The organism is Calothrix sp. NIES-2100 (assembly GCF_963875285.1).
Lineage (GTDB): Bacteria > Cyanobacteriota > Cyanobacteriia > Cyanobacteriales > Nostocaceae > Aulosira.
In genome coordinates, this window is the sequence record NZ_CAWNLA010000001.1 from 5,593,934 (window position 1) to 5,619,648 (window position 25,715).

The window sequence follows — 25,715 nt, forward strand, 5'->3', positions numbered from 1 at the left end:
TATCAAATTCCACAATTCCTGATCTGCCAATGTTATTTACAACATCAAAAGCTATGGCACAACTAACAAATCAGCAAAAAACCGAAGCTGATCAATTGTTGCAAAAGGGTGTACATCAACTAAATACTAGTCAATTTGGATCTGCATTACAGTTTTTTCAACAAGCATTAGTTATTTATCAAAAAATTCAAGACCGTAAAAGTGAGGGTGCAACGCTATTAATTATTGGCTTTACCTACTTTAACCAGCAAAAATATCCGCAAGCAATTGAGTATTATCAGCAATTTTTGTCCATTGCCAAAGAACTGAATGACCATAAAGGAGAAGCTGCTGTACTCGTAAATCTTGGTTCTATCTACTATAACCTGGGAGACTATTCCAAAGCTATTGAATACCACAAGCAGTCTTTAATCATTGCTAGAGAACTCAATGACCATAAAGGAGAAATTGCTGCACTGATAAATCTTGGTGAAGCCTATCATAACCTAGGAAACTACCCCAAGGCTATTGATTATTTGCAACAGTCTTTGGTGTTAACACAAAAAATTCAAGACCGTTCAGGTGAAGCTGCGACATTAGGAAGTCTGGGTTTTGTCTACCGTAATCTGGGAGAGTATCGCCAAGCAATTGAGTATCAGCAAAAATCATTAGCGATCGCACAAGAAATTAACGACCGTGGACTTGAGGGTAATGCTTTCTCGAATCTCGCTAATGTCTATGTTAATTTAGGAAACTATCCCAAAGCAATTGAGTATCTAGAACAGTCTTTGAAAATTAGACTAGAGATCAAAGACCACCGAGGTGTAAGTATTACACTTGGCAGTCTCGGCAGTGCTTACATTTTTCTGGAAGACTACCCAAAAGCAATTGAGTATTTACAGCAATCATTGGCGACTGCAAAAATAATAGGAGATCCGCAAATCCAGGGAAAAGCACTTGGTAATCTTGGTGCTGCATATGCTTATTTGGGAAACTATCCAAAAGCGATTGAGTATCAACAGCAATGGTTGGCAATCGCCCGGGAAATTAAAGACCGTAATAGTGAAGGTATTGCACTGAACAATCTAGGAGTTGCTTTCTACAAACAAGGCAATCTCACTTTAGCCGAGAGTACCTTAATTGAAGGCATAAAAGTTTACGAATCTCTCCGAGGTAGAGAATTAAAAGATAGTGAAAAAGTATCAATTTTTGAGACACAAAGTAGCGCCTATCGCACTTTACAACAAGTACTCATTGCTCAAAATAAAACTGAAGCAGCCTTAGAAATAGCCGAACGCGGACGGGGACGTGCTTTTGTAGAGTTACTTGCTTCTCGGTTATCTGCTAACCCCAAACAACAATTCCCTACCCCACCAAACACTGCCGAAATTAAACAAATTGCTAAATCACAAAATGCTACCCTTGTCCAATATTCAATCATTGATCAAGAATCAGAACTATATATTTGGGTGATTAAACCTACAGGTGAAGTCACATTCCGCAAAGTTGACCTGAAACCTTTGTCACAAAAGTCAAATACAAATCTAACACAATTAGTTGAAAGTGTTCGTGCTTCTATTGGTGTGGTAGATATTAGAAGTCGGGCTGGTGGTATCGTTGTTGCTGGTAATGGTGGAGATAAAACTAACCAAAATAAACGCTTAAAGCAACTGCATGAGGTGTTAATTAAACCGATCGCAGACAGTCTCCCCAAAAACCCCAACGATCGCGTAATCTTTATCCCTCAAGGTTCCCTGTTTTTAGTACCTTTCCCAGCGCTGCAAGATGCAAATAATAAATACTTAGTTGAAAAGCACACTATCCTAACTGCCCCATCAATTCAGGTATTGAGTTTAACCCGTCAGCAAAAGTTGAAAAATGGGTCAGCGAAAATAGGAAGAAGTGAAGCTTTGGTAGTAGGTAATCCCACGATGCCGAGTGTAGCTTTAAAAGCAGGAGACAAACCAATACAGTTACCATCATTGCAGGGTGCAGAACGAGAAGCAAATGCGATCGCACCTCTCCTGAAAACTAAAGCTATCATAGGTAGTCAAGCCACAGAAACTGCGATCGCCCAAAAAATGCCCGAAGCGCGATTTATTCATTTAGCCACACATGGCTTACTTGATGATAACCGGGGATTAGGGAGTGCGATCGCGCTCACTCCTGCTGGTAAGGATGACGGTTTGCTGACTGCGGAAGAAATTCTCGATCTGAAGTTAAACGCAGATTTAGTGGTTTTAAGTGCTTGCGATACTGGAAGAGGTCGGATTACTGGGGATGGTGTGATTGGTTTATCCCGTTCTTTGATTAGCGCAGGTGTCTCCAGCGTTATGGTTTCTCTGTGGGCTGTAGATGATGACTCTACGGCATTTCTGATGACGGAGTTTTATAAAAATATGCAACAAGGTATTGACAAAGCTACAGCGTTACGAAATGCGATGTTGACAGCAAAGGATAAATATACCAATCCTTTACAATGGTCTGCGTTTACGCTGATTGGGGAAGCGGAGTGATGGAATATTTAAAGCGCTTGTACTGTGGCAAGAATTAATCATGAGCGATGTCTGACGACAAGCCGATGCAGCGTCTACCCATCTTTTTCTGATTGGCTAATTTCGGAAATATAGCGGTTTTCGGTTGAGTCCAATACACTCTCTTAGGCACGGCAGTGCCCATACGTGTCAACTTAACGTGAAACCCTTATCAAGACGCGATGCGTGAATTCTTTCACCTACCATCAAGATCCGCCCTGCCCCACCCCGGCTTTGCTGACGCAAAACCTCCCCTCCCCTTACCAAGGGGAGGGGATTGAGGGGTGGGGTAAAACGTATATCGGGTAAGCGTTTGAACTTAAGTTGACACCAATGGGCACTGCCGTGCCCCTACCTGCCACGATATAATTTTGCATTGCATCCAACTGAGAATCGCTAATCTACTAAGGTGATTGGTGGGCGGTTGGTAAAATTCCTGTGGAATAAGCGTTTTAGCTTAAGTTGACACCAATGGGTTTCCCCGCCCTTTGCGACTTACTCAAACACAGTCAAGTCAAACCAAAAAGTAGTACCAATTCCCACTTCACTTACCAAATGAATTTTACTATGATGCCTTTCCATAATATTGCGGACAATTGATAAACCTAACCCCGTACCTTCCAGAGTATGAACGCGATTTTCTACCCGGAAGAAGCGATCAAAAATTGCTTGTTGGTCTTCAGAAGCAATGCCAATACCAGTATCAGCTATTTCTACTCGCACCTGAGGCGATTGCTTGTGAGAGTTGTTGGGCTTGGGATCTAATTGATAGGCGCGAATAGCTACTTTTCCACCGGCTTGGGTAAATTTGAGCGCATTACCTACTAAATTAGCTAACACTTGCAGCAACAAATCATAATTACCCAATACTGATGGTAAAGGTGATGTAACATCTTGAATTAATTCAATGCCTTTGTCTTTAGCATTGAGTTGGTAAGTACGCAGTGTTTGCTCGATCGCTTGTCCTAAATCTACACCATCAAAATTATAGTTACGGCCAGATTCAAGTTTGGATAAATCTAATACATCGTTAACTAAGCGTGTCAGGCGATCAGTTTCATGATTAACTGTTTGCAGAAACTCTTGGCGTTCTTCTATACTTAAATCTTCGCCGTAGTCGTGCAAAGTTTCGATAAAAGATTTGATATTAAATAAAGGCGTTCGCAGTTCGTGAGAAACGTTGCTGATAAATTGGCTTTTGGCTTCGTTGAGTTCAACTTCACGGGTGATATCTTGCACGGTGATGGCTATACCTTTAACACTTTCCCGTTGTAAATCCAAAACTGTAGTTAAGAGAATGCGGATAGTGCGTTGGGTAGGTTGATTTAAAGCAATCCGAAATTCGGCACTTTCACATTCACCTGCGGCCATTTCATACAAAGTGCGGCTAATTTCCATTTGGACTGTGGGAGGTAAATGATGTAGCACATTGCAGCCGACTACCTCATCATTTTCCCAGGAAAAAATCCGCTTGGCTGTGGGATTGACTAATATCACCTGCATGTTATTGTCAATCAGCACCGCACCATCGGCAATTGTGGAAACTAAAGTTTCTAGCTTGGCTTTCTCGGCTGTTAGTTCCTCAATATTTTGTTCTTCATAACTTTCTAGCCGCTCTGCCATATCATTAAAGCTGAGAATTAACTCTCCTAGTTCACCTCCTAGGGGTAAGTCAATTCGCTGCTTAAAGTTCCCGGTGGCGATTTGTTTGACACCTACTAATAGTTCTTTAATGGGCTTGGTGATGGTGAGAGCATTGATTACCCCTGCCAAAATTACCATGACCCAGATGGTAATAAACACGGCAATGGTGACATCGCGGGTAAAATTGGTGGAGATAACAGCAGTTTGGTTAGGGTTAATCCCAATTGCCAAGACACCCAAGTATTTTTTATCAGCGATGAGGGGAACAAACACATCAGTGACAGATCCATCAGGAGTCATGTGTTGCCGTACCATCGGCTTATCGCTGTCACTAGCGTAATCTTCCGGTAGTTGAATGCGCCGTTTAATGGTTAAGGAGTTTTTCACCTCCGCGTCCCAAAAGGGAATACCAAAAAAGATTTTCCCAGTTTCATCGGCGTAAAGCATATAACGCACACTAGAAGTGCTGCTGTAGAAGCGTTGGGAAAATTGGGCAACTTCAGTGAGATTGTGGTCAGCAATTAGCGGGGTCACATTGGCAGCTAGCAGCAGTCCCAGGTCACGACCAAAGCGGGTATCATTCATCCGCGCATCCTGCTGAATCGTATTCACCGCCCAGAAGGTCAAACCGCTCATAAATAAAGATACCACCAATGTTGCCACAGCCAACAGCTTAGTCTGGAGGGTGAAATCTGACCACCAATTTGCGATCGTTTCTCGGATTGTTTTCACAAGAGCCAGCATCTTAAATAAAAGTTGTTAGTAGTTTTTATAAACCCCAACAACTAAAAAATTAACAGTTAATTTGACAAATAGGTCAATAGTCCAAGGTCAAAAGTCAAAAGTTTGGAATCTGTTAATGGTTGACGGTTGACGGTTGACAGGTACTTGTTTGTTCATACTCTCCCGATTACCTCCAACCCAAGTTAAGAATCATCCTATAGGAATCATATTTGATTTCTGAAAAAATCTCTGTATGCGTAGGGTGGGCAATGCCCACCGAAACCCTGAGATGGTGGGCAATGCCCACCCCACGTATATTTCAAAAATCTCAACAGTCAACAGTCAACAGTCAACAGTCAACAGTCAACCGCCTATTGTCCCTTAACTCTATGCCCGATATCTCTACGGTAATACATTCCCGGAAAATGAATTGATTCTAGACCAGTGTATGCTTGAGCGATCGCATCATCAAAATTTGCCCCTGTACCAGTGACGTTTAACACTCGACCGCCTGCGGTGACTATTTCTTGTTGCTGGTTTAATGTTGTCCCTGCATGAAATACAGTCACTCCCGCAGCCGTGGCTTTCTCTGTGCCAGTAATTACTTGTCCTTTTGCATACTCCCCAGGATAACCGCCAGCCGCAGCAACGACTGTAGCAGCTGCGCCCGGTTTCCATGCAATTGGTGGCATTTCCCCTAAACGCTGTTCAACACAGGCTAAAATTAATTCTTCTAGGGGTGTTTCCAATAGTGGCAGAATGACTTGGGTTTCCGGATCGCCAAACCGACAGTTAAATTCCAACACCTTAAATTCGCCATTGGGGGCAATCATTAACCCGGCATAAAGTACACCCCGGTAATCTATGCCTTTAGATTTTAAAGTAGCGATCGCTCTTTCTAAAACTTCTGTTTGCACCCTTGCCATAATTTCTGGTGTGGCAATCGGCGCTGGGGCGTAGGCTCCCATTCCCCCGGTATTCTCCCCTGTATCCCCTTCCCCAATTCTTTTATGATCCTGGGCTGGTAATAAGGGGCGAATTGTTAAACCGTCAGTTAAGGCTAATACTGAAACTTCTTGCCCAATCAAGCATTCTTCAATCACGACAAATTCCCCAGCGCTGCCAAATTGACCTTGAAATATCGCCTCAATGGCACTGTGCGCCTGTTCTACCGTTTCCGCCACGGTGACACCTTTACCCGCCGCCAAGCCATCAGCTTTGACTACAATCGGTGCGCCCTGTGCTTTCACGTAGGATTTAGCGGCGGCAGCTTCTGTAAACACCGCCGCTTTAGCTGTGGGAATACCTGCTTCTTGCATTAAAGCTTTTGCCCAAGCCTTACTCGCTTCAATTTGCGCCCCGGCTCTATCAGGGCCAAATACCTTCAATCCTTGATTATTAAGATAATCTGTAATTCCTTTAGCTAAGGGCACTTCTGGCCCAACTACAACCAGATTTATCCCACTATTCAAAGCATATTTGCCAATGCCCTCAAAATCATCTACCGCCAGAGGTATATTTTGGCAAAGAGCCAAGCTTGCCGTACCGCCATTTCCCGGTACACAAAAAACTTGCTCAACTTGCTTAGATTGCAGCAGTTTCCACGCCAGAGCGTGTTCGCGCCCCCCATTTCCGACAACTAAAACTTTCACTAATTTCCTCTTACTTCCCTTGCCAACAGCGAAGCTACTCGCCCATCAATTTTTCCATCAATGCTTGTGCTTATGCAAGGGGCATGGGGCATTGGGCATTGGGCATGGGGCATTGGGCATGGGGCATTGGGCATGGGGCATTGGGCATTGGGCATTGGGCATTGGTTAACAGTCTGTAGGGGCGGGTTCTGTAAGCATTGGTGTCAACTTAAGTCAAAACGCTTATTCCACAGGCATTTTACCCCACCCCTCAATCCCCTCCCCGTAAACGGGGAGGGGACGTTTTGGCTTTTAGACAAAACTGGGGTGGGGTAGCGCGGATCTTGGTGGTACGTGATTTTGTATCAAATCATATCGTGGCAAGGGTTTCGCGTTAAGTTGACACGTATGGTTCTGTAAGCCCTGCCCGCGTACCTAAACTTGCACTGTCAACAGTCAACAGTCAACCGTCAACCGTCAACACCCAAGCGCTGCATCAAAAATCTGCTGCACGGTAAGCTTAAGTTCAGGAAACCTGGGGGAAATAATGAGTTGATTGCCTTTAAAGGCGGTCATTTTATATTCTCCTTCAACCAGTTTGCAGACAAAAATAGTTGGTTGTTTGGGATTACCAATAAAATTGCGTCCTCCCAACGCTTTGTAATCGACAAGCCAGTATTCGGGAATACCCATCTCCTCGTAGTCGGCAAACTTTTTGTAGTAGTCGTCGCGCCAGTTGGTAAGGCAGTGCGTTGGACGGGTTTCCCAGCTTGAAGCAACTGCCGTACTCACAACTTCAATTACTAGGGGTACGGATTCAGGCTGAGTAACTGTAGATTCTTTTTTCCACAGGGGTTCATTGATGAGATTGGTGCGGTTGATGACCAAAAAATCAGGTGAGTAAGCGGATTCACCATTGGGGGTTTTAACAAAAGCTGTTTTTGGGATGTTATGAGGTAGATTGAGTCGGTCAAATTCAGTGCCGATTTTACGCGCTAAAAATCCGGCTATATCTTCATGGTCGCCGCTTGGGGGTGCCATTTCAATAATTACTCCATTATGTAGTTCGTAGCGCTTCCCGTCGTTTGGATACCACTCGATAAATTCTTGAAAGGTGACTATTCTGGGAGGTGCTTGGGTCATAAAGGTGAATAATTTTTAATATAAATTTCTCCCTAACCATATTGTACGGTCAGAAAAACCCCAGTTAAGCCAACACAAGCGATGTCGGACGACAAGCCGCTTCGCGTCTACGCATTTCTCACCACCCGCAACACCAAAAAAGCGATCGCATTTTTCATATTTTCAAATTGATATCGTGTTGGAGTACTTCAAAGTCGTGTTGAGGTACTTCAAAGTCGTGTTGAGGTACTTCAGAGTCGTGTTGAGGTACTTCAGAGTCGTGTTGAGGTACTTCAGAGTCGTGTTGGAGTACTTTAGAGTCGTGTTGGAGTACTTTAGAGTCGTGTTGGAGTACTTCAGAGTCGTGTTGGAGTACTTCAGAGTCGTGTTGAGGTACTTCAGAGTCGTGTTGGAGTACTTCAGAGTCGTGTTGAGGTACTTCAGAGTCGTGTTGAGGTACTTCAGAGTCGTGTTGAGGTATTATGATGCTGCATTTCCCTCGCTTAACCCGACTTACAGTGAAGGCGATCGCACTTCATGGGAAAATATCACAGGCGATCGCACTTACTAAGAAATATCACAGGCGATCGCACTTGCTGAGAAATATCACAGGCGATCGCACTTACTGAGAAATATCACAGATCACCCTTTATCTTCTCATTGCCTGGTCACCGAGCGAAGCCGAGGTGCTGTCTTCAGATCATCGCAGAGATTCCTGTCACCCTCAGTCAAATTCGGGTTATTCTGCAAATAATCATGCAACCACCTACAACCCCGCACCAACAACTCATCTAAATTCTCCACAGGCCACAACCGCGCTGTTTTGTCATCTGATGCGGTGGCGATGGTTTTGCCGTCCGGGCTGAAACTCACACCCCAGACACGGGACTGATGCCCTTTGAATTCTTGTAAAAGTTGCCCTTGCAGGTTCCACAAACGCGCTGTTTTGTCTGATGAGGCAGTGGCGATAGTTTTGCCGTCTGGGCTGAAACTCACACTATTGACAGGTAGCTGATGCCGCAATTCTTGTAAAAGTTGTCCTTGCAGGTTCCACAACCATGCTGTATTATCAGCAGATGCGGTAGCGATGGTTTGGCCATCCGGGCTAAAACTCACACTATTGACAGGTAGCTGATGCCCTTTGAATTCTTGTAAAAGTTGCCCTTGCAAGTTCCACAACCGCACTGTTTTGTCTGAGGAGGCGGTGGCGATAGTTTTGCCGTCTGGGCTGAAACTCACACTATTGACAGGTAGCTGATGCCCTTTGAATTCTTGTAAAAGTTGCCCTTGCAGGTTCCACAACCGCGCTGTTCTGTCCGCAGAGCCGGTGGTAATGGTTTTGCCGTCCGGGCTAAAACTCACACTATTGACAGGTAGCTGATGCCCTTTGAATTCTTGTAAAAGTTGCCCTTGCAAGTTCCACAACCGTGCTGTTCTGTCTGAGGAGGCGGTGGCGATAGTTTTGCCGTCTGGGCTGAAACTCACACTATTGACAGGTAGCTGATGCCCTTTGAATTCTTGTAAAAGTTGCCCTTGCAAGTTCCACAACCGCACTGTTTTGTCTGAGGAGGCGGTGGCGATAGTTTTGCCGTCTGGGCTGAAACTCACACTATTGACAGGTAGCTGATGCCCTTTGAATTCTTGTAAAAGTTGCCCTTGCAATTTCCACAACCGCGCTGTTCTGTCCGCAGAGCCGGTAGTAATGGTTTTGCCGTCCGGGCTGAAACTCACACTAGTGACACTGGACTGATGCTGCATTTCTTGTAAAAGTTGCCCTTGCAAGTTCCACAACCGCGCTTTTTTGTCCCAAGAAGCGGTGGCGATAGTTTTGCCGTCTGGGCTGAAACTCACACTATTGACAGGTAGCTGATGCCCTTTGAATTCTTGTAAAAGTTGCCCTTGCAAGTTCCACAACCGCACTGTTTTGTCTGAGGAGGCGGTGGCGATAGTTTTGCCGTCCGGGCTGAAACTCACACCATAGACACTAGACTGGTGCCGCAATTCTTGTAAAAGTTGCCCCTGCAACTTCCACAACCGCGCTGTTTTGTCCCAAGAGGCGGTGGCGATGGTTTTGCCATCCGGGCTGAAACTCACACTTAAGACACTAGACTGGTGCCGCAATTTTTGTATAAGTTGCCCTTGCAGGTTCCACAACCGTGCTGTTTTGTCCGAGGAGGCGGTGGCGATGGTTTTGCCATCTGGGCTGAAACTCACACTTAAGACACTCGACTGATGCCCGGTGAATTGTTGTAAAATTTGCCCTTGCAGGTTCCACAACCGCACTGTTTTGTCCGAGGAGGCGGTGGCGATGGTTTTACCGTCCGGGCTGAAACTCACACTAGTGACACTCGACTGGTGACGCAATTGTTGTAAAAGTTGCCCTTGCAGGTTCCACAACCGCACTGTTTTGTCCGAGGAGGCGGTGGCGATGGTTTTGCCATCCGGGCTGAAACTCACACTTGAAACAATGTCCTGATGCCATTGCAACTGGTTGCGTTCTTTAATATTGCTAAGAATGGTATGCAAAGCAAAAATTGGTTTAAAAGCTGGGTATTTTTCTAGTGGGCGACTATCTTTAACTAGATTTTTCAACTCTTTACCACTATGCATTGCCAATAGCAAAGATTCTAACTCAGCAAATTCAAATTGTCTTAAAGCATTAACTCCTGCCCGTTCTAAGTTTTTTCCTTGGAGTGCTTCTTGTTGTGCTGCTTTTGCAGCATTTGCTTCCTCAATTTTATTAATGGCATACAAAGCAGATAAACCAGCCACCAGTAATAAAACTATTGCTAAAGCAGAACTCAACGCTAATCTATTACGCCCTTGCTTAATTTTCTGTTCAGCTTCTCGGTTAGCATCAGCTAATATTTTCTTTGCTGCTTGTTCGCGTTGTAAATTGGTTTCTGCTTGCAAACGTTGCTCACGTTCCCTTGCTAATTCTTTTCTTAACTCACTTTCCTTTTGCTGGCGAATAAAAGCCACGAGATAATCATGCACCAACTGGTAACGGTCAGCAGGCAATTCTGGCAACAGCAAAACTAAACCAGATTTAACAACAATATCTAACACTAACTCTAACTTATCGACTGCTCCTAAATCTGCTGCTAAATCAGCCTTAGTTTTTAACGGGCGTGTCCCATTTTCATTGGTTAATAAATATAAAACTAATCTCGCAGTTTGTTCATTCACTGCACCACAATCTTTAATAACTTCCTCTAAAAATCGCTCAACTAATTTCTCCTTAGTCCCCGCCTGATGATATCTTTCTAAACTCGTAATTTTCTCAGTTTGCAACTGCGCCCCCACAATTTGCAACTCAATCGGGCGTACCTCCCCAATATCCCCCGCCAAATCTGTTACTAATTCATCAATTAAGTTAGGCTCTAAATAAAAATTTGTCTTCTCCGTCAAACTTTGAATTACATTTTTAGCATCATCAGGTAAAAAATTACCCAAGTAATAACGAATATTTTTATCAAGAATATTATTATTAATAACTTTTAAATCACATATTCTATCTAACTCTAATAAATAATGTAAATAATCTTCTCGCAAAGACAAAATTACCTTTACAAAGGGGATATCTAAGCAGACGCGGAGAAATTCATAAAAAGGTCGCCTTTGTCCTTGGTCTTGACAAACAAAGAAAAACTCTTCAAATTGGTCAAAAATTAAAACTGTTAATAAATTCCGTTCTGCATTATGCCGCAACTGCGCTAATATCTCTGCCGCAGAATTAAGAGATATTCCCTGCAACCTCTCAACACTTTCTACTAACAGCCGTCTCAACATCCCCAGCCAATCTGTATAACTTCGCAACAAAATTGGTAAAGCATCTCGCTCACCAATTGGTTGTTTTTGCAAAGCTGGGATTAATCCCCCTTGTAAAATTGAACTTTTCCCCACTCCCGACTGTCCATGAATTACAGTTAATTTATGTTCAGTTCCGCTAACTCTTTCCCGTAACCGCCGCACATCTTGAACTCGGCTAGAAACTGCAATTTCTTGCGCGATTGTTTCTGTATTTTCTGGTTGTATCTGTGCTGGGTTAATTACCTGTCTTTGCGGGTTAAGATAAGATGCACCAACAAAAGCCCGAAACCCAAATTGCTGTTCAATTTGTAATCGCTCTTGCTTGAGATGAAAAGCATCTAAATATCTAGCTTGCTCAAAGTAAAGTTCCCGCAATCTTGACAAAATAGAGATATATAATTGCGGGTTGTACTGGGGATTACTTTCTGATTTTGCTTGTTCTAAAGTACTAACTTCTGCGGTGACTTCGCCTAAACCCCGTTGCGCACGAGCTAACAATACCCGGTAAAAACTCAACTCATGGGGTTGTAATATCATACCTGGTTGATTACTTACTAAACCCAAAGAACCCCACCCCGCCAAAGCGATGCTTTGTCTCCCCTCCCCGTAAACGGGGAGGGGATTAAGGGGTGGGGTAAAAGGGTACTGCATCCCCACGGAAATTGCTATATTTAATACTTCCAGTGCTTGTTGTGCAAATTGCTGTGCTTCTTCCCAGCGCGAATTTTGTAACGCCACCTCAGCCAAAAAGCCATAATCTTGAGCTATCTGTCGCGGCGTGCCATACTCTTGATGGAGTATCAGCGATTGTTCAGCAAGGCTTTGTAAATCACCCCATGCTTGTAAACTGCGGAGAACTTCACCCAAGTTACTAATATATTCGGCAATTAAATCCGGCTTTTGTGCTGACTCTAAAATCTCAATAGCTTGCTGAAAATAATTTCTTGCTGCTTCCCAATTCCCTTGATTTTCTCCCTGATTAATATTAGCCTGGCGTTGATAGGCTAAAGCGATATGAGCTAATAATATACCTTGCCGTTCTAGTTTAAAAGCTAAAGCGAAACCTAACCCCCCAGCCCCCTTCCCTACTAGGGAAGGGGGAGAATTCAAAGCCTCTCTCCTTGTAGGAGAGAGGTTTGGAGAGAGGTTTTCCTCATCCTGTGCAAAGTCAGATAAATTAGATAAATTATTATTTTCTTGCCAAAACCCTAAACTTTGCTGATATCGTGCTAAAGCCGCATCTAACCTATCATATAAATAATCATATAACCCAAAGACAAATTCTAAATTTGCTTGAATAGCTGCATCTAAAACTTCCGCACGGCTTTGTAAATCTTGTTGCGCCGTTGACAGTTCCCAACAAATTTGCGGATTGGGTTTGACATTACCCGCAAAGATTTCATCAGTCCTTTGCCGCAGCAACTCAATTAAATTATGAGTAGTATTATTAAAAGCAATATTAGTTGCCCAACTCTCTAAATCTGCCGCCAAGGAAATCAACTTGTGCAGAGCTTGGTCATTAATCCACAACAATATGGGAAACGGGAAATTCTTTCTAAACTCTTCCCTTACCTGATTCGCCGCAGTCAATACCGTATCAATATCCTTCACCGACTCCAAACCAAAAACCATCAAAGCCGGTGGCTGCTCATCTCCCAACTGCGATTTAATAGCAGTGTAAAGAGTTTTCACCGATGCAGGTAAAGTTATTTCCCGAATTTCCACGGTAGATAATTGGTGCAGACGTTGGACAATCCGTTGCTGCAAAGCTGCATAATTACAGCGTAATAATATCAGCGAAAATTCACCTTGAGAAAGCCTAATTGCTCTCACCAAAGTTTTTAATGATTGTTCATTGTCAGCATCTAAATTTTGAATTTCTTCATGAGTCATAATTATTTGTATTTGGTGGCGGTGCGTTAGCCTACGGCATAACACACCCTACATCTGAGATTATTGCAGCAGTTAAATAGTCATGCTTTCCGCCATCCCGCCGTCACCATAGAATGGTGCGGCTAATCGAACCAAGCCTGCCTTCGCAGGCTCAAGATATTCAGCCTGCAACGGCAGGCTTTGTACCAGTAGCCCCAGGCTTCCAGCCTGCGGGCGATTTTTCGGGTAGGCGCATAAATTATTTAAATTCTTCATCCCGGAAATTCCTTCGCCTCCATCAAAATGGGATTAATATCAAACCATGAACCATCCTCATCACGATATTCAAATACAAACATACTGCGCAACAAAAGCTCATATTTTTCATGTCCTCTCAAGCTTTTATTTTGCGCTACCTCGCGCAACGATTGCCATTCATCTGCTGTAATCGCTAAAGTTAGCTCATTGCAGCGTTGTTTAATCACACTTTCTACACAATCACGGGTAATTGGGGGATCTTCTCTTTGCAAACAGCGAAATAATAACATTAACAAATTCCGCAGATGTCCACCACTAACTCGGCAAATTCTATCTAATGTATCAGGACTGTCAAACACCTGAGTAATTAAATTTAAATTTACATTTTGCATTTGTTCCCAACTTACCCCAGGAAAAGCCCTCACCATAATCATCTGTTGCAATAATGTGATTCCTCGCCCAAAGTCAGCCCCATTTCGTAGCTGCACCGGAACCATCGGTAAAACTTTCGGATCAACACCAAAGCGATTGGTTAATCTGCCCAAAGCGTTAGAAAATACTAACACTAGGGGAATTGTATAAATAACGTGACAATTTAATTGGTTTAGCTGTTCGCCCCGTTCCACAAATAGATATTCTGGCTGGTAATAACCCGATGGCTTTAAGGAATTATCAACTCTATCAAGATTATCGACAATTACCACCAATCCGGCTTTACCTTTCTCCTTCAGCTTCTCTTTAGCAGGTTTAAGTAATTCATTGTTAATTGCTTCTAAAATCCCATTAGTGCGCGGTTCTAAATATTGCCGCAATTGACTGCGCAGCTTGGGACTATCTTTAGTTTTCGCAGAAATTTTGGCAATACCCACAGATAACTCTCCCCCAAGCTCCATCGGTGTTTGCAAAAACTCGCCAATCTCGTGAAATAAATTTTGAAAATATCCCGGTTTGATATTAATTTTTATATCTTCCAGACTTTTGCTGACTTCACGAGCTACAGCCAATAAAATATCTGTAACATCAACATCAGCCATATCCAGACTTTGGCTGGACTCAAAATATACTACATGAAAATCCTGCTTTTCCAACTCCGCCTTCAGCCGCAGTAATTCCGTAGACTTGCCACAACCGATATGTCCGGTAAATAATTGACAGGTAGGTGTTTCTGGTGACAATCGGGTGATAGTGCGTCCCAATTCTTCAATAATCTTTGCACCCCGCACCACAGAAAAATCAATATAATATTGCCGATCCTCTGGTTTGCTGACAACCAAAGTCTTGCTAGGGTTCGAGGCCTGAAAAAACTTCTGTAAATCCAGTTTCATGACAAATCACCCAAAATCAGCCCAATGCTACGGCTTATTTCAGTGATTATGACAGAAGAAACGATGAAGGATGAAGGATGAAGGATGAAGTAACAAAGCCGTCTCAGTGAAAAAATTCTCATCACCATACATGAAAGGGGGATAAGGAGGATAAATGCCCAATGCCCCATGCCCAATGCCCAATGCCCCATGCCCCATGCCCCATGCCCAATGCCCAATGCCCAATGCCCAATGCCCCATGCCCCATGCCCCATGCAAGTTGAGATAGGCTCTCAATTGAGAATTAATGCGAATACTTCTCAAACTAATGTGAAAATATAATGACAGTAAATTAATCGATTATTCAACTAATCCTGATGCAATTTCTCTAATTTCAGAAATTTTATGGCTTTTATAGAATAAATTAGGCAAAATCGCTGCCATATTTTTTTATAGACAGGAATTACGCAAAATAACTCTGAAAATATCTTTCCTTCGTGTACTTCGTGTACTTCGTGGTTCGTTTTTCCCTTCGTCCTGCCTAAGTCCTAATATATATAGATTGACTTTTGTACCAGGACACTTTAACCTTTTTAGTGAGAATATATAGCAACATACTTATGACATTCTCCGGCACTAGCTTTGAGCAGCGCGAAAAAGAAACAAAAGCGCTGAAAGGTTTTCTGGTTCTGAGTCTAATTGGTTCCCTCGGCTTCCATGTGGCGGTACTCGCTTCAGGGATGGGTAATTACTTCACCAGATTGTCCCCAGTTGAAGAGGAACCAATTGAGATTGCAGTTCTCGACACTCCCCAAGAAAACAAGCTAGAAGAACAACCAAAGCCGGAGCAGTCTCCCCAAAAGCTTGAAGTCCAAGAAAAAACTGAAGTTCTCACAAGTTCAACAAGTAATCCTCAAACTGAGAGTATTGTCAAACCACAAAATCAGGTAAATCCTGTGCCGCTTCCAGCCAAGGTGGAATTACCACCCCTTCCCCAGCCAATTCTCCCGCCCAAGCAACCTGTTGTACCAGAGCCACCCATCCAAAAGTTGGTTCAGCCAGTAAAACCAGAAACAAATTTAGCTCAGAAGCCCGTTGAGAAAGTACCGGAAAAACCCGTAGAAAAACCTGTTGCTTTATCTAACACAAATTCCAATAATTCCAGTAGTTCTAGTAATTCCAGCGGTAATTTACGTGCTACCCTACGCGGAATTAGAGACTCCCAAAGCAGTCAGTCGGTTGCTACGAGTAACATCAGCGCTTCCACAACACCAGGAAATAGCCTACCTGGTGGCGGTGGCGGCGGTGGCGGCGGTGGGACATCCGTCTTAACTGGTAACGGAACTGGCAGTAGTGGCGGTTCTGGTACGGGTACGGGTACTGGAAACGGTTCTGGCTTCGGTAGTGGTACAGGTTCGGGGACTGGCAGTGGCAGCGGTTCTGGCTTCGGTAGCGGTACAGGTTCGGGTATTGGCAGTGGTAGCGGTTCTGGTGTTGGTAGCGGTTCTGGTAGCGGCACTGGTTCGGGTATTGGCAGTGGCAGCGGTTCTGGTATCGGTAGCAGTTCTGGTAATAACTCTGGAGGACAACGAATAGCTACCACATCCACAACCCCAAAATTACCCAGTAATGGCGATGGAGAAGATAATTCGCGGGGTAACGGCGATGGTCGGGCTGCTTGTAGAGAATGTAATGTGAGATACTCTGAAAGCGCCAGACGACGCAAGGTAGAAGGTAGAGTAAACGTAGCGATTGATACTGATGCTAATGGTAATGTTACTAATGTCAGATTGATTGGTTCCAGTGGTAACAGAGAATTAGATGAAGAACACCTCCGCCAAGCCAGGAATTGGAAACTCAAGCCTTCGGAAAACGGTAGACAAGGAGTGCAAATAGCCACAGAGTATGCCATCCAAGGTTCCAGTCGCCACCGTCAAGTCAAGAAGCAGCAACAGGAACGCCAAGAACGGGAAAGACAACGGGAAATAGCAGCAGGTTCTGGAAATACTTCTGCAAATAACAACACTGGTGAAGAAACACCAAGACGCAGACGGCGGATAGAAACTGCGGTGACTGGGGGTAGCGATGTTGCTGCGACATTAACAAGACGGCGACGCAGCATTGAATCTACATCTGGACAAAGTGCTACCAGCAGTACAGAATCAAGAATTGGCAGGCGATTACGTTCCACCACAGAAGCGACACCAACCAGGGTGCGACGTTCTGAAGAAGAAAATTCCCTTGGTCGTCGCCTGCGACTTAGACAACGGGAAGTTACAGCTGATGTGAGAACATCGGGTGAACCAGCCCAACGCATATTGAGAAGACGGCGACGGGATGTGAAACCAACTTCGCAACCATCGGATAGTGCTAGCCGTTTGCGCAATGCTTTGCGTCAAAGTCGCCAGTCTGCGCCAGTTGCTGCACCCAGTCCAAATGCAGGACAGTAGTTCCGATGAAAAAATTTCATATAATATGATAGTCGTTTTAGGTTATCTGATAAACGTTAAACAGTGCCTATGTACTAAATTCCAGTAAAGAAGATAAAAAAATAAAACTCCGAAACCTTTTTTGTTAATAGGTTTCAGAGTTTGTGGGTGGTACGGGACTGGCGCGATTTGAACGCGCGGCCTAGCGCTTAGGAGGCGCTTGCTCTATCCAACTGAGCCACAGCCCCAATAAGGATGCATATATAATGATAGCAGTAGTTTTAACTAGACTGCCAGGAATTGTCCCAAGGACTGCCACCAACTTCTAAGCCACACAGAGAACTCTGTGCTTTGAGAATAATTTCAGATTTCCCTTGAGTGCGATCGCATAACTGCAAATCTAGTTTGCCTTGCATGGTGTCTTGACAACAGTACATTAAACCATTTGCTGTCGGCGCACGTAAAGGTGTACCGGGTAAATCTGTAGTCCCAATTAACTCAATTTCATAGTTTGAGTTTCGTGCTTGCATTTCCCATCTACCCCAAGGCTGAATATTCCACTCTACTTGTGAGTTCCAGGGAACGAATTCATAAAATTTACCTTGATAATGCACGCCAATCATCGCTACAGATTCCATCCACCACAGCACACCCCGCCTTCCACCGCCTGCGGTTAATGCCAAATCCGGTTGATTGTGGAAGCTATTACAATTGAGCCAAAACCATCTTTTAGGAAAAGCACCGCCCCAATTTTTCTCACCGTAAGCTGGGGCGTTGGTGAATTCGTATATTTTGCCATTCCAGTCAATCCACCCACTAGCCAAACCGTGAGCCATTAAAATTTGCCATCCAGGTTCAAAAATCTGCAAAAATGATAACCAGCCAGCGGTTGATTGTTGCAGACTGCCATGATTACCCCAGGCATATACTGGCTTAATTTCATAATGCCAGCGACAATAATTACCAGTAGCAGGATCGCTAATGATTCCTTGATTTAAAGTGGCTGTGGCTTGATAGCCTTGTTGAATATGATGTTCAAACTCTGCTGGGATAAGATAGATGGGATGGGTAGGTAAATTGGTTTTACCCCAATGACCCAAAGCTAAAACATCCCGACTCGCCCAAAATGTTTTGACATCAGGGAAAGTCCGACACAGATATTCATCGTTAGGCCCCAAGACTTGGGCTGCACCACCGCTGTAAGGTTGATTACCGATGGGGTCTTCAATAGAGTACATAAAAGCAAAGGTTTGACCGCAATCGGGTAAAGTGACGCGATAATACCACCCTTCAAAGAAGCGGCGACTGCTACCATCCCAGTGATAACCAGAATGGGGTGTTTGAGTCATATCCAGAAGATTTTTGGGAATACTAAGCATAGTTTTAATGTGTTGCCTATATCCCAGTATGCACAATAATGTCTAATCACAAGTCGCGAAAGCACCTACTACCGCTGCTGAGTAAGTCAAAAGTCACGCATTCAAAAGTCAAAAGTTAAAAGACTTATATTTTCGGCTGTTACGCAGTTTTCATGGTTATTACTAAATAGTAATGGCAAATTTATACATATATATACATACCCAACCATGCAAGATTTAATATTTGTAAACACTCTTAAAGGACATTCAGATAAGGTGAAGTCTGTCGTCTTCAGTCCTGATGGGCAGATGTTAGCCAGTGGTAGCGATGATAAAAATATAAAAATTTGGCATTTAGCTAATAAACAATCCCGCACCCTCAAGGGACATGGAGAATCTTCCTGGTCTGGAGGTGTTAATTCAGTAGCTTTCAGTCCCGATGGCAAGAAATTAGCTAGTGCTAGCGATGACAAAACGATTAAATTGTGGGATGTTGAAAGTGGAAGGGAAATTTGCACTTTCACAGGACACGAGGAAAAGGTTTATTGTGTTGCTTTTAGCCCAGATGGAAAAACTTTAGCTAGTAGCAGTAAAGACAAGACTGTCAAACTTTGGTCATTAGAAACAGGCAGAGAATTATACTCGCTCAAGGGGCATTCAGATGATGTTTTATGCGTTACTTTCAGCCCTGATGGCAACTTTTTAGCTAGTGGGGGCGATGGTAATGATAAAACTATTAAGATTTGGCAGATAGTTAAACAAAAGGTCTTTACTCTGCGGGGTCATTCTGACTGGTTTGGCGGAATTAATTCTTTGGCTTTCAGCCTTGATGGTAAAACATTATCCAGTGGCAGTAAAGAGAAAACTATTAAGTTATGGAACATGGAAACCGGTCAAGAATTTTGCACTCTCACAGGGCATTCGGATCATGTTTGTTCTGTGGCTTTTCATCCAAATGGGAAGATATTAGTTAGTGGAAGTAAAGACAAGACAATCAAACTATGGCAGGTGAGTACTGCTAATGAACTCCGTAGTTTTACATCTCCTGAGAATGATGTATATTCGGTTGCCTTTAGCCCAGATGGTAAGACGTTAGCTAGTGGGAATCAGGATAAAACTATTACGTTATTCCCTTATGAGTAGGGTATGTTACGGCTATGCAAGGATTTCGGAAATTGGGAGAGTGAGAATTAGCCGCAGGGCACCATATTTCTCGGTGCGTTATGGCAACGCGTAACGCACCCTAAAATAGTTGTTCTGTCGATGTAGTATAAAATTTGACATAATATGCTAAAATCTGTGAAACGTCGTCACAACAACACTTCGTTAGAACCAACACCTCGTTAATCGCCCGAAAGCGATGAGCCGAAGGTGCGGTTCAACTCCGCCCTTAGGCGTAATCGTAAAACATTCAATTAATGAAGTCACTCCATGCTTAAACTTGCCACATCCTCTGCAATTTTTTTAACCTTAAACGTTGCCTTCATCGCGGAGGCAGCCAATTGTCCTTTAGTGGATGTACAGGGAACTTACTTAGTCCAGTTAATTACTGAAAACTCTCCAGAAGGTTGCCCAGTTAAAGGTGGCGGTTATGTAAACATTGGTGCCGATGGTTTAATGGTGCAATCAGATGCCTTTAATTATCACGGTGGTTGGCCGGGAAAATTTGGTGGACGAATAGAACCTGGTGCAGAACCAATGCAGTGGACTGGTACTTCAAGCCATGAATATTACGCTATTGAGTATCAGGGAAGCTGGAAGCAAGGGCAATTGTCAGGTAAGTTTATAGCTAAGGGTGCTAAGGGTACTCACAAAGGACTTGAGTGTTTAGGAAAAGTAGTTGGATTCAAGGCAAAGAAGTAGTGTGAGCCTAAACAAACTCAATCATAGACAAGTTCTGCTTTGCCTTTCCCTTATTTGTCTATCTCTTATACAAGCTAAATCTGTAATATCTGCACCTACAGCGAAATTTTAAATTTGTAGTGGGAGCATCTTGCTCCCTAATGTCAAAGAAGCGGACAAGATGCCCGCACTACAAGAAAATCAATTTACAGATTTAGGATACTCCCCGATCGCCAATCGTTCCCACTTGAGGTTTTTGGCGAGAGTCGAAGAAATTTTGTGAAATCGCTAGCATAGATTTACATAGTTATCTATTTTTTTAGTCTGCGATATGTCTAACCAGCCGCCGCGATCGCATTTTCAACTCGATATCAATGATTGTTTGGCAATTCTGGGACTCAAACCCGGTGTATCGCAGGCACAGGTAAAGCTAGCTTACCGTAATTTGGTGAAAATTTGGCATCCCGATCGCTTTGCGGACAAACAGCAAAAACAGCAAGCAGAGGAAAAAATTAAGAAAATTAACGCTGCTTACAATTATCTCAAGTCGCAACCGCTACCTACAGCTGTTGAACTTCCATCTTCACCAACCAATCCCCCGAAAGAATCTATCAATCACTGGAACGCCGAAACCTTTTATAATTTAGGAGTGCAAAACGCTACTCAAGGGAGATATGAGGAAGCGATCGCAGACTTTAGCAGAGCAATTCGCCTCAATCCTCGCTACATCAATGCATATAAGTATCGTGGGCTAGTTTGTTCTCAATTAGGATATGAATATCGCGCTAGCTCAGATTTAAATAAAGCTGCACAGCTAGAACAAAATTTGCACAATGCAAAAAGTAATTTTACATCTTCATCTTCCAGATGGTATACGCCATCAAAACCCGCATCAAACTCTAGAAATCCAGTCAAAAGATGGTGTCAGAAAATTAAAAATTTCTTGAACCTAAACTGGTCTTGAAGATGAATGGGGTAATTTCATACTTCATACTTCAGTTGACAGTAGGGGTAAGGTCAATAAGGTTTGGATAAGCAATTTTCATTTCCCTTTGGATTTGGGAAAAGGTTAAGGGGTAAGGGGGAAAGGTTTGAATGGGCCCTTTTCCCTTTTTTCTTTCCCCGTTAACCGAACCGTATTGGGGGTAGGGTTTCCCTGACCTAGCTAAATTATTGCCTCACTAAGCTGTTAATAAGCTAATAGTTCTCACATTATTGCCAATATTCCGTCTTTGGATGGAGGAAAAACTCCCTACTCGCGATAGAGCCATTGACGCGATCGCAAAGGTTATTCTGAAGCATATCAAAGCTAAAGTAACAAATAAAACACCTTTCCCAAGCAACATAAAAAGATTTTCCAGATCATTTAAAACTTTGATTATTGCACAGTCTAGTTTGTCAAAATTTTTCCATCGAGGAGTGAAATAAAGGATTATGACCAACTCAAGCGATCGCCAAAACTATCACAGTGAAAATCGCCAAGAAACTTATACAAATGCTAATGGTGAAACTCATACTCATGTGAAACGGACTACTGAAACAGTTAACAACACAGCTAATCCTAATTCCTACGGAAATGGTTATGTAGATGGTCGTTACAGCGAACGGAGAGATCAGCAAGCTAATTTAGCAGACCGTGATAACACTAATACTGCTAATGGTTTACTATTAGGCGTTATCTTCACCTCTCTTGTTACCTTGGGTGTAGGCGCATTTTGGTACGTTAACCAGCGCAACAATGCAGCGGTGGACAGAACTTCACCAGTAGTGGTTCCTGTACCTGTACCAAATAATGCTAGTCCTTCACCTGCGGCTAGTCAATCTCCCTCAAGCCGAACCACAATCATTGAAAGAACCAGAGAAGTACCTGTTGTAATTCCACAACAGCAAGCTCCAGCAAAAACTGCGCCTACACAACCGAATATCAATATTACTGTTCCCTCTGTGCCTCCTGCTACTGAAAAAGCCCCAACTTCCAGTACACAACCAAAGACTAACTCTTCTACTCAAGATAGAAGCAGCGACAATTCCACAAATACTCCGACTCAACAGAACAACAGTGACAGCTCAAAAACTACTCCGCTTACAGGGCTAGACAAGTCAAACAGTAACTCTAGCAACGGTTCTTCCGCTTCTGGAAACAGTAACACTGGAAATTCTGCTCAGTAATCACTGCTGTTATCAGTCAGATCCCCGACTTCTTAAAGAAGTCGGGGATCTCGCAGTAGGTATGTAGGCAAATCCTTAAGAAATATTGCAAAATTATTGCAATAAATAAATACCATTCAAGTTTAGTAAATACATCGATCACTCTGAAAAAGTAGATGCTACATTAAGAGCAAGGTACAAAAAGGTTAAAAGTTAAACAAAACCTTTCACATTAGAGCCTGTGCCTCCTGCTCTAATCTCCTCGCAATCACCACTAAATTGTCGCATCCGTTGGAAGTGTTTTCGCCTTAAGCTCATAGATCATTCTTGTGGAGGTGATTGAAGTACACAGCCAGAAATACCTGCCTAGTTGGATCAAGGATGCACAAGTAGTTCTGGAAAGATGGGATTGCGGAGATTGTCCATAGTCCACATTAGTTTTTAGTTATTTTCCTCTGGATTTCCAAATTTTCTCGAACAATTGTATTTTTAATGAACCGCCCTAAGCTGCTGATATTCTCCCATCGTAGCTTGAGGCGGTTTAAGCTATGTGAGTCAAGGGTCAAAAGTCCATAGTCCAGAGTAAAAAGCATTGACGCGGGGAAAAGGGGGACAAGGAAGACAAATGACCATTGACCATTGACCATTGACCATTGACCATTGACCATTGACCATTGACTATTGCCCAATTAAAGTAATTACAGTCACTTCTGGTGGGCAAAATAAACGTCCAGGTCGATAAGTTCCTAAGCCGCGATTGACGTATAATTGATTATTTCCTACTTGATGAAAGCCTTGCGCCCACTCCCAATATTGCACCACTTTCGAGAAATCGTTGAGTAAGAACGGAACCCAACGCCGCAATTTTTTGGGTAGTTTTTTCAACAGCTTTTTATAATGAAATACCAAAGGGCCAATACCTGGTAATACTATGTGACCTCCGTGGGTATGACCAGATAGCTGTAAATCTACTCGCCATTGTTGCAATATTTTAGCAGTATCTGGGTTGTGAGATAAAACGATGCGGGGTGTGGCGAAGTCTAGTTGGTTGATTACTTGTGCAGGTTTAAATTCCCGTGACCAATAATCAGCTAATCCTACTAAAGGTAATTCTTTTCCTAATGGATAAGCAATGTCATTCCATAAAACCTTAACTCCAATGCTAGTAAAAGCATCTGTAACTTCTGCTTGGGAGTGGTTATAATGGATATCATGGTTACCAAGTATGGCATAAACCCCATAACGACTTTCTAAATATTTAAGTCGTTGTACTAATTTGTGAATCGGGGTAGGATCGTCAGTAATATAATCACCAGTTAAGACAACTAAATCAGGTTCGGCTTCATTACTTAGTGCGATCGCTTGTTCTAACATCTCTTCGGATAATCGCATTCCATCGTAATGGAAATCAGATAATTGTACCAGCTTTGTACCTTCTAAAGATATAGGTAAATCTGCAATCTTAACCGTCAGTTTATCTACTCTTAAATGTCCTGTAAATAACCAATGCATAGCGCAACAGACTCTCTTAATAGCAGCGATTATAGCTTACCAAAAAATCAAATTTATCTTATAGCAGGAGTCAGAAGGCAGCTATGCTGTCAGCAGAAGGTAAAACTATTACTATTCCTAGCATTCACGCTTTCAAAATGTCCTAACCTATGTGACTGCGGCTATATACCAATTCTATGTGAGATTGCACATTAACGCCCTCGACAGTTGCTACAACTTTGGAAAAGTAACGCACTGTCTTGGCTACAAAAAAAAGCCTACTTTCGCAGGCTAATTATATGCATTTTTATAAAGACGCACTTTGGAGAGATATTGCATCCACAGCGATTGGACTTACTCTCCAATCAATAGCCATATTTTGATGCCTAATATTCTCTATATGCAAAGAGAATTCACCTCTATGAATATGCCCATGAAAATTTCTAATCTGAAAACCATGAGTCTCTTGCAGTAATTTCTTGTCGAGTTTGTAAAATAATTTATTGATTCGGAAGAACTTCTCTTCTGGAGTTCCACAGGCTTTATCGTGTACATTGCTGTACCCAATTGGAAAATGCGTATACAGGTTACTTCCCTCGCGAATAAACAGCGATACTTCGTTAAAGATTGATTCGTAGAAAGCGCGAACTTTTTTATTTAGAAGTTTGAAATCGTCGTGATTTCCCAAAACCATCCTTCTCTCTATATTTTTACTCTCTAAGTATTTAAATATTTCAAAAAACACTGGAACTTCCTCATTCAAAAACTCCAGTTTTTTGATTGATTCTCTCCCCTTATTTAGTCCAAATACCAAATCCCCTAAAAAGTAAAACCGACGAATCGAATGCTTTTCAACCGTATCCCGGATCAAATCAAATATTTTCTGGTATGTCCTGACTTCGGCGGCGATGAACTCAGGAAAGGAAAGACGAGCAGGATTTTCGGCATCCGAAATAATTTTCCTAGCCTCTGGCAGAAACCAGTAGATATTTCGATGCAATACATGCCAATCGGAGCTAATAATCGTATCCTCATGAATCCCAATCATAATCACGAAATTTAATCACTCAAAAATTCTACTTGAAATGATGCAGCATCTAATTCCCAAATATTAACAATAAAACCTTTTGTATATTCCAAGAAAAAGTACACTGTCTTGAGAAACTCCCGATAATCCTGCAAATCAAATGTTTCTATCGTCAGTGAAGTAATTGCCAGACTTTTTATGGACGAAATCACCGGATTGTTGGCATATCGACCATCTTTTTTATAATCGATATAGCGTTGCAGGTCAGCCACTTCTTGGATTCCCGGCTCGTAAATTCTTTTTTCCCGAAAAGTATTGACTTTTAGGATACTATTCTTGTCATCGGCAATTCGTTTAGTTAGCTCCAAGTTTGTCCATCTTCCCTCAATATTCTCATAATAGTAATCGCCGTCAGAGTCAAAATCTTCGGATTGCCAAAACGATGGACAAAAATTATCTTCATTGGGCATTGGTTCATCTTCATGGATGACAATAAATTCAGTATAGATTTTCATTTAAGCTCCAGGAAAATTGATTCGT

Annotated in this window: 18 protein-coding genes and 1 tRNA gene; 7 read left to right on the plus strand and 12 right to left on the minus strand. The window is 42.8% G+C overall.

The window, feature by feature from the left end; translation table 11 throughout:
• Nucleotides 1-53 precede the first annotated feature (53 nt).
• On the plus strand, nucleotides 54-2,495 hold the full coding sequence (locus AACU32_RS22755; RefSeq protein ID WP_339378187.1) for a CHAT domain-containing protein: 2,442 nt from the start codon (nucleotides 54-56) through the stop codon (nucleotides 2,493-2,495).
• Nucleotides 2,496-3,008: 513 nt separating this feature from the next.
• Here AACU32_RS22755 and nblS read toward each other — a convergent pair.
• From nblS to AACU32_RS22775, 4 genes are all read right to left on the minus strand, one after another.
• Complete coding sequence (nblS, locus tag AACU32_RS22760) at nucleotides 3,009-4,901, minus strand: two-component system sensor histidine kinase NblS (RefSeq protein WP_096603453.1); 1,893 nt, start codon at nucleotides 4,899-4,901, stop codon at nucleotides 3,009-3,011.
• A gap of 350 nt (nucleotides 4,902-5,251) precedes the next feature.
• A complete protein-coding gene (purD, locus tag AACU32_RS22765; RefSeq protein WP_096603455.1) occupies nucleotides 5,252-6,532 on the minus strand; it encodes a phosphoribosylamine--glycine ligase in 1,281 nt (426 codons plus the stop codon).
• Nucleotides 6,532-6,687 carry a histidine kinase gene (locus tag AACU32_RS22770; RefSeq protein ID WP_339378188.1) on the minus strand — a complete coding sequence of 52 codons (156 nt, stop codon included), beginning with the start codon at nucleotides 6,685-6,687 and terminating at the stop codon, nucleotides 6,532-6,534. Before AACU32_RS22770 ends, purD begins: the two co-directional genes overlap by 1 nt.
• A 301-nt stretch (nucleotides 6,688-6,988) precedes the next feature.
• Entirely contained in the window at nucleotides 6,989-7,654 is a 666-nt protein-coding gene (locus AACU32_RS22775) for a Uma2 family endonuclease (protein WP_096603458.1), read from the minus strand.
• 461 nt (nucleotides 7,655-8,115) lie between these two features.
• Between AACU32_RS22775 and AACU32_RS22780 the strand changes: the two genes are divergently transcribed.
• Nucleotides 8,116-8,262: a hypothetical protein gene (locus AACU32_RS22780; RefSeq protein WP_339378189.1), complete on the plus strand. Its 147-nt coding sequence runs from the start codon at nucleotides 8,116-8,118 to the stop codon at nucleotides 8,260-8,262.
• Nucleotides 8,263-8,290: 28 nt separating this feature from the next.
• Here AACU32_RS22780 and AACU32_RS22785 read toward each other — a convergent pair whose 3' ends face one another.
• From AACU32_RS22785 to AACU32_RS22795, 3 genes are all read right to left on the minus strand, one after another.
• Entirely contained in the window at nucleotides 8,291-13,339 is a 5,049-nt protein-coding gene (locus AACU32_RS22785; protein WP_339378190.1) for an eIF2A-related protein, read from the minus strand.
• Nucleotides 13,340-13,411: 72 nt separating this feature from the next.
• Nucleotides 13,412-13,594: a hypothetical protein gene (locus AACU32_RS22790; protein ID WP_096603459.1), complete on the minus strand. Its 183-nt coding sequence runs from the start codon at nucleotides 13,592-13,594 to the stop codon at nucleotides 13,412-13,414.
• On the minus strand, nucleotides 13,591-14,901 hold the full coding sequence (locus tag AACU32_RS22795) for a P-loop NTPase fold protein (protein WP_096603461.1): 1,311 nt from the start codon (nucleotides 14,899-14,901) through the stop codon (nucleotides 13,591-13,593). The genes AACU32_RS22790 and AACU32_RS22795 overlap by 4 nt, the downstream gene beginning before the upstream one ends.
• A 599-nt stretch (nucleotides 14,902-15,500) precedes the next feature.
• Here AACU32_RS22795 and AACU32_RS22800 point away from each other — a divergent pair.
• On the plus strand, nucleotides 15,501-17,330 hold the full coding sequence (locus AACU32_RS22800) for an energy transducer TonB (RefSeq protein WP_096603464.1): 1,830 nt from the start codon (nucleotides 15,501-15,503) through the stop codon (nucleotides 17,328-17,330).
• A 153-nt stretch (nucleotides 17,331-17,483) separates the two neighbouring features.
• On the opposite strand, the gene AACU32_RS22805 is transcribed toward AACU32_RS22800, so the two are convergent.
• Nucleotides 17,484-17,557, minus strand: a tRNA-Arg gene (locus tag AACU32_RS22805).
• A gap of 33 nt (nucleotides 17,558-17,590) precedes the next feature.
• Entirely contained in the window at nucleotides 17,591-18,688 is a 1,098-nt protein-coding gene (locus AACU32_RS22810; RefSeq protein ID WP_096603465.1) for a tocopherol cyclase family protein, read from the minus strand.
• A 207-nt stretch (nucleotides 18,689-18,895) separates the two neighbouring features.
• Between AACU32_RS22810 and AACU32_RS22815 the strand changes: the two genes are divergently transcribed.
• The 4 genes from AACU32_RS22815 (at nucleotide 18,896) to AACU32_RS22830 (ending at nucleotide 22,678) form a co-directional block, all read left to right on the plus strand.
• Nucleotides 18,896-19,810: a WD40 repeat domain-containing protein gene (locus AACU32_RS22815; RefSeq protein WP_096603467.1), complete on the plus strand. Its 915-nt coding sequence runs from the start codon at nucleotides 18,896-18,898 to the stop codon at nucleotides 19,808-19,810.
• A 288-nt stretch (nucleotides 19,811-20,098) separates the two neighbouring features.
• Nucleotides 20,099-20,530: a hypothetical protein gene (locus AACU32_RS22820; protein ID WP_096603468.1), complete on the plus strand. Its 432-nt coding sequence runs from the start codon at nucleotides 20,099-20,101 to the stop codon at nucleotides 20,528-20,530.
• 310 nt (nucleotides 20,531-20,840) lie between these two features.
• Entirely contained in the window at nucleotides 20,841-21,473 is a 633-nt protein-coding gene (locus AACU32_RS22825) for a J domain-containing protein (RefSeq protein ID WP_096603470.1), read from the plus strand.
• A 470-nt stretch (nucleotides 21,474-21,943) separates the two neighbouring features.
• Entirely contained in the window at nucleotides 21,944-22,678 is a 735-nt protein-coding gene (locus AACU32_RS22830) for a hypothetical protein (RefSeq protein WP_096603473.1), read from the plus strand.
• Between the two features lie 657 nt (nucleotides 22,679-23,335).
• Here the strand turns inward: AACU32_RS22830 and AACU32_RS22835 are convergent.
• The 3 genes from AACU32_RS22835 to AACU32_RS22845 all read right to left on the minus strand — a co-directional run bounded on the left by AACU32_RS22835 (nucleotide 23,336) and on the right by AACU32_RS22845 (nucleotide 25,690).
• Nucleotides 23,336-24,169, minus strand: a complete 834-nt coding sequence (locus tag AACU32_RS22835; RefSeq protein WP_096603474.1) for a metallophosphoesterase — start codon at nucleotides 24,167-24,169, stop codon at nucleotides 23,336-23,338.
• 286 nt (nucleotides 24,170-24,455) lie between these two features.
• The gene (locus tag AACU32_RS22840) at nucleotides 24,456-25,202 is read right to left on the minus strand and encodes a hypothetical protein (protein WP_339378191.1); all 747 of its coding nucleotides are present in this window, start codon (nucleotides 25,200-25,202) and stop codon (nucleotides 24,456-24,458) included.
• Nucleotides 25,203-25,207: 5 nt separating this feature from the next.
• Entirely contained in the window at nucleotides 25,208-25,690 is a 483-nt protein-coding gene (locus AACU32_RS22845; protein ID WP_096603477.1) for a hypothetical protein, read from the minus strand.
• Nucleotides 25,691-25,715: the final 25 nt, after the last annotated feature.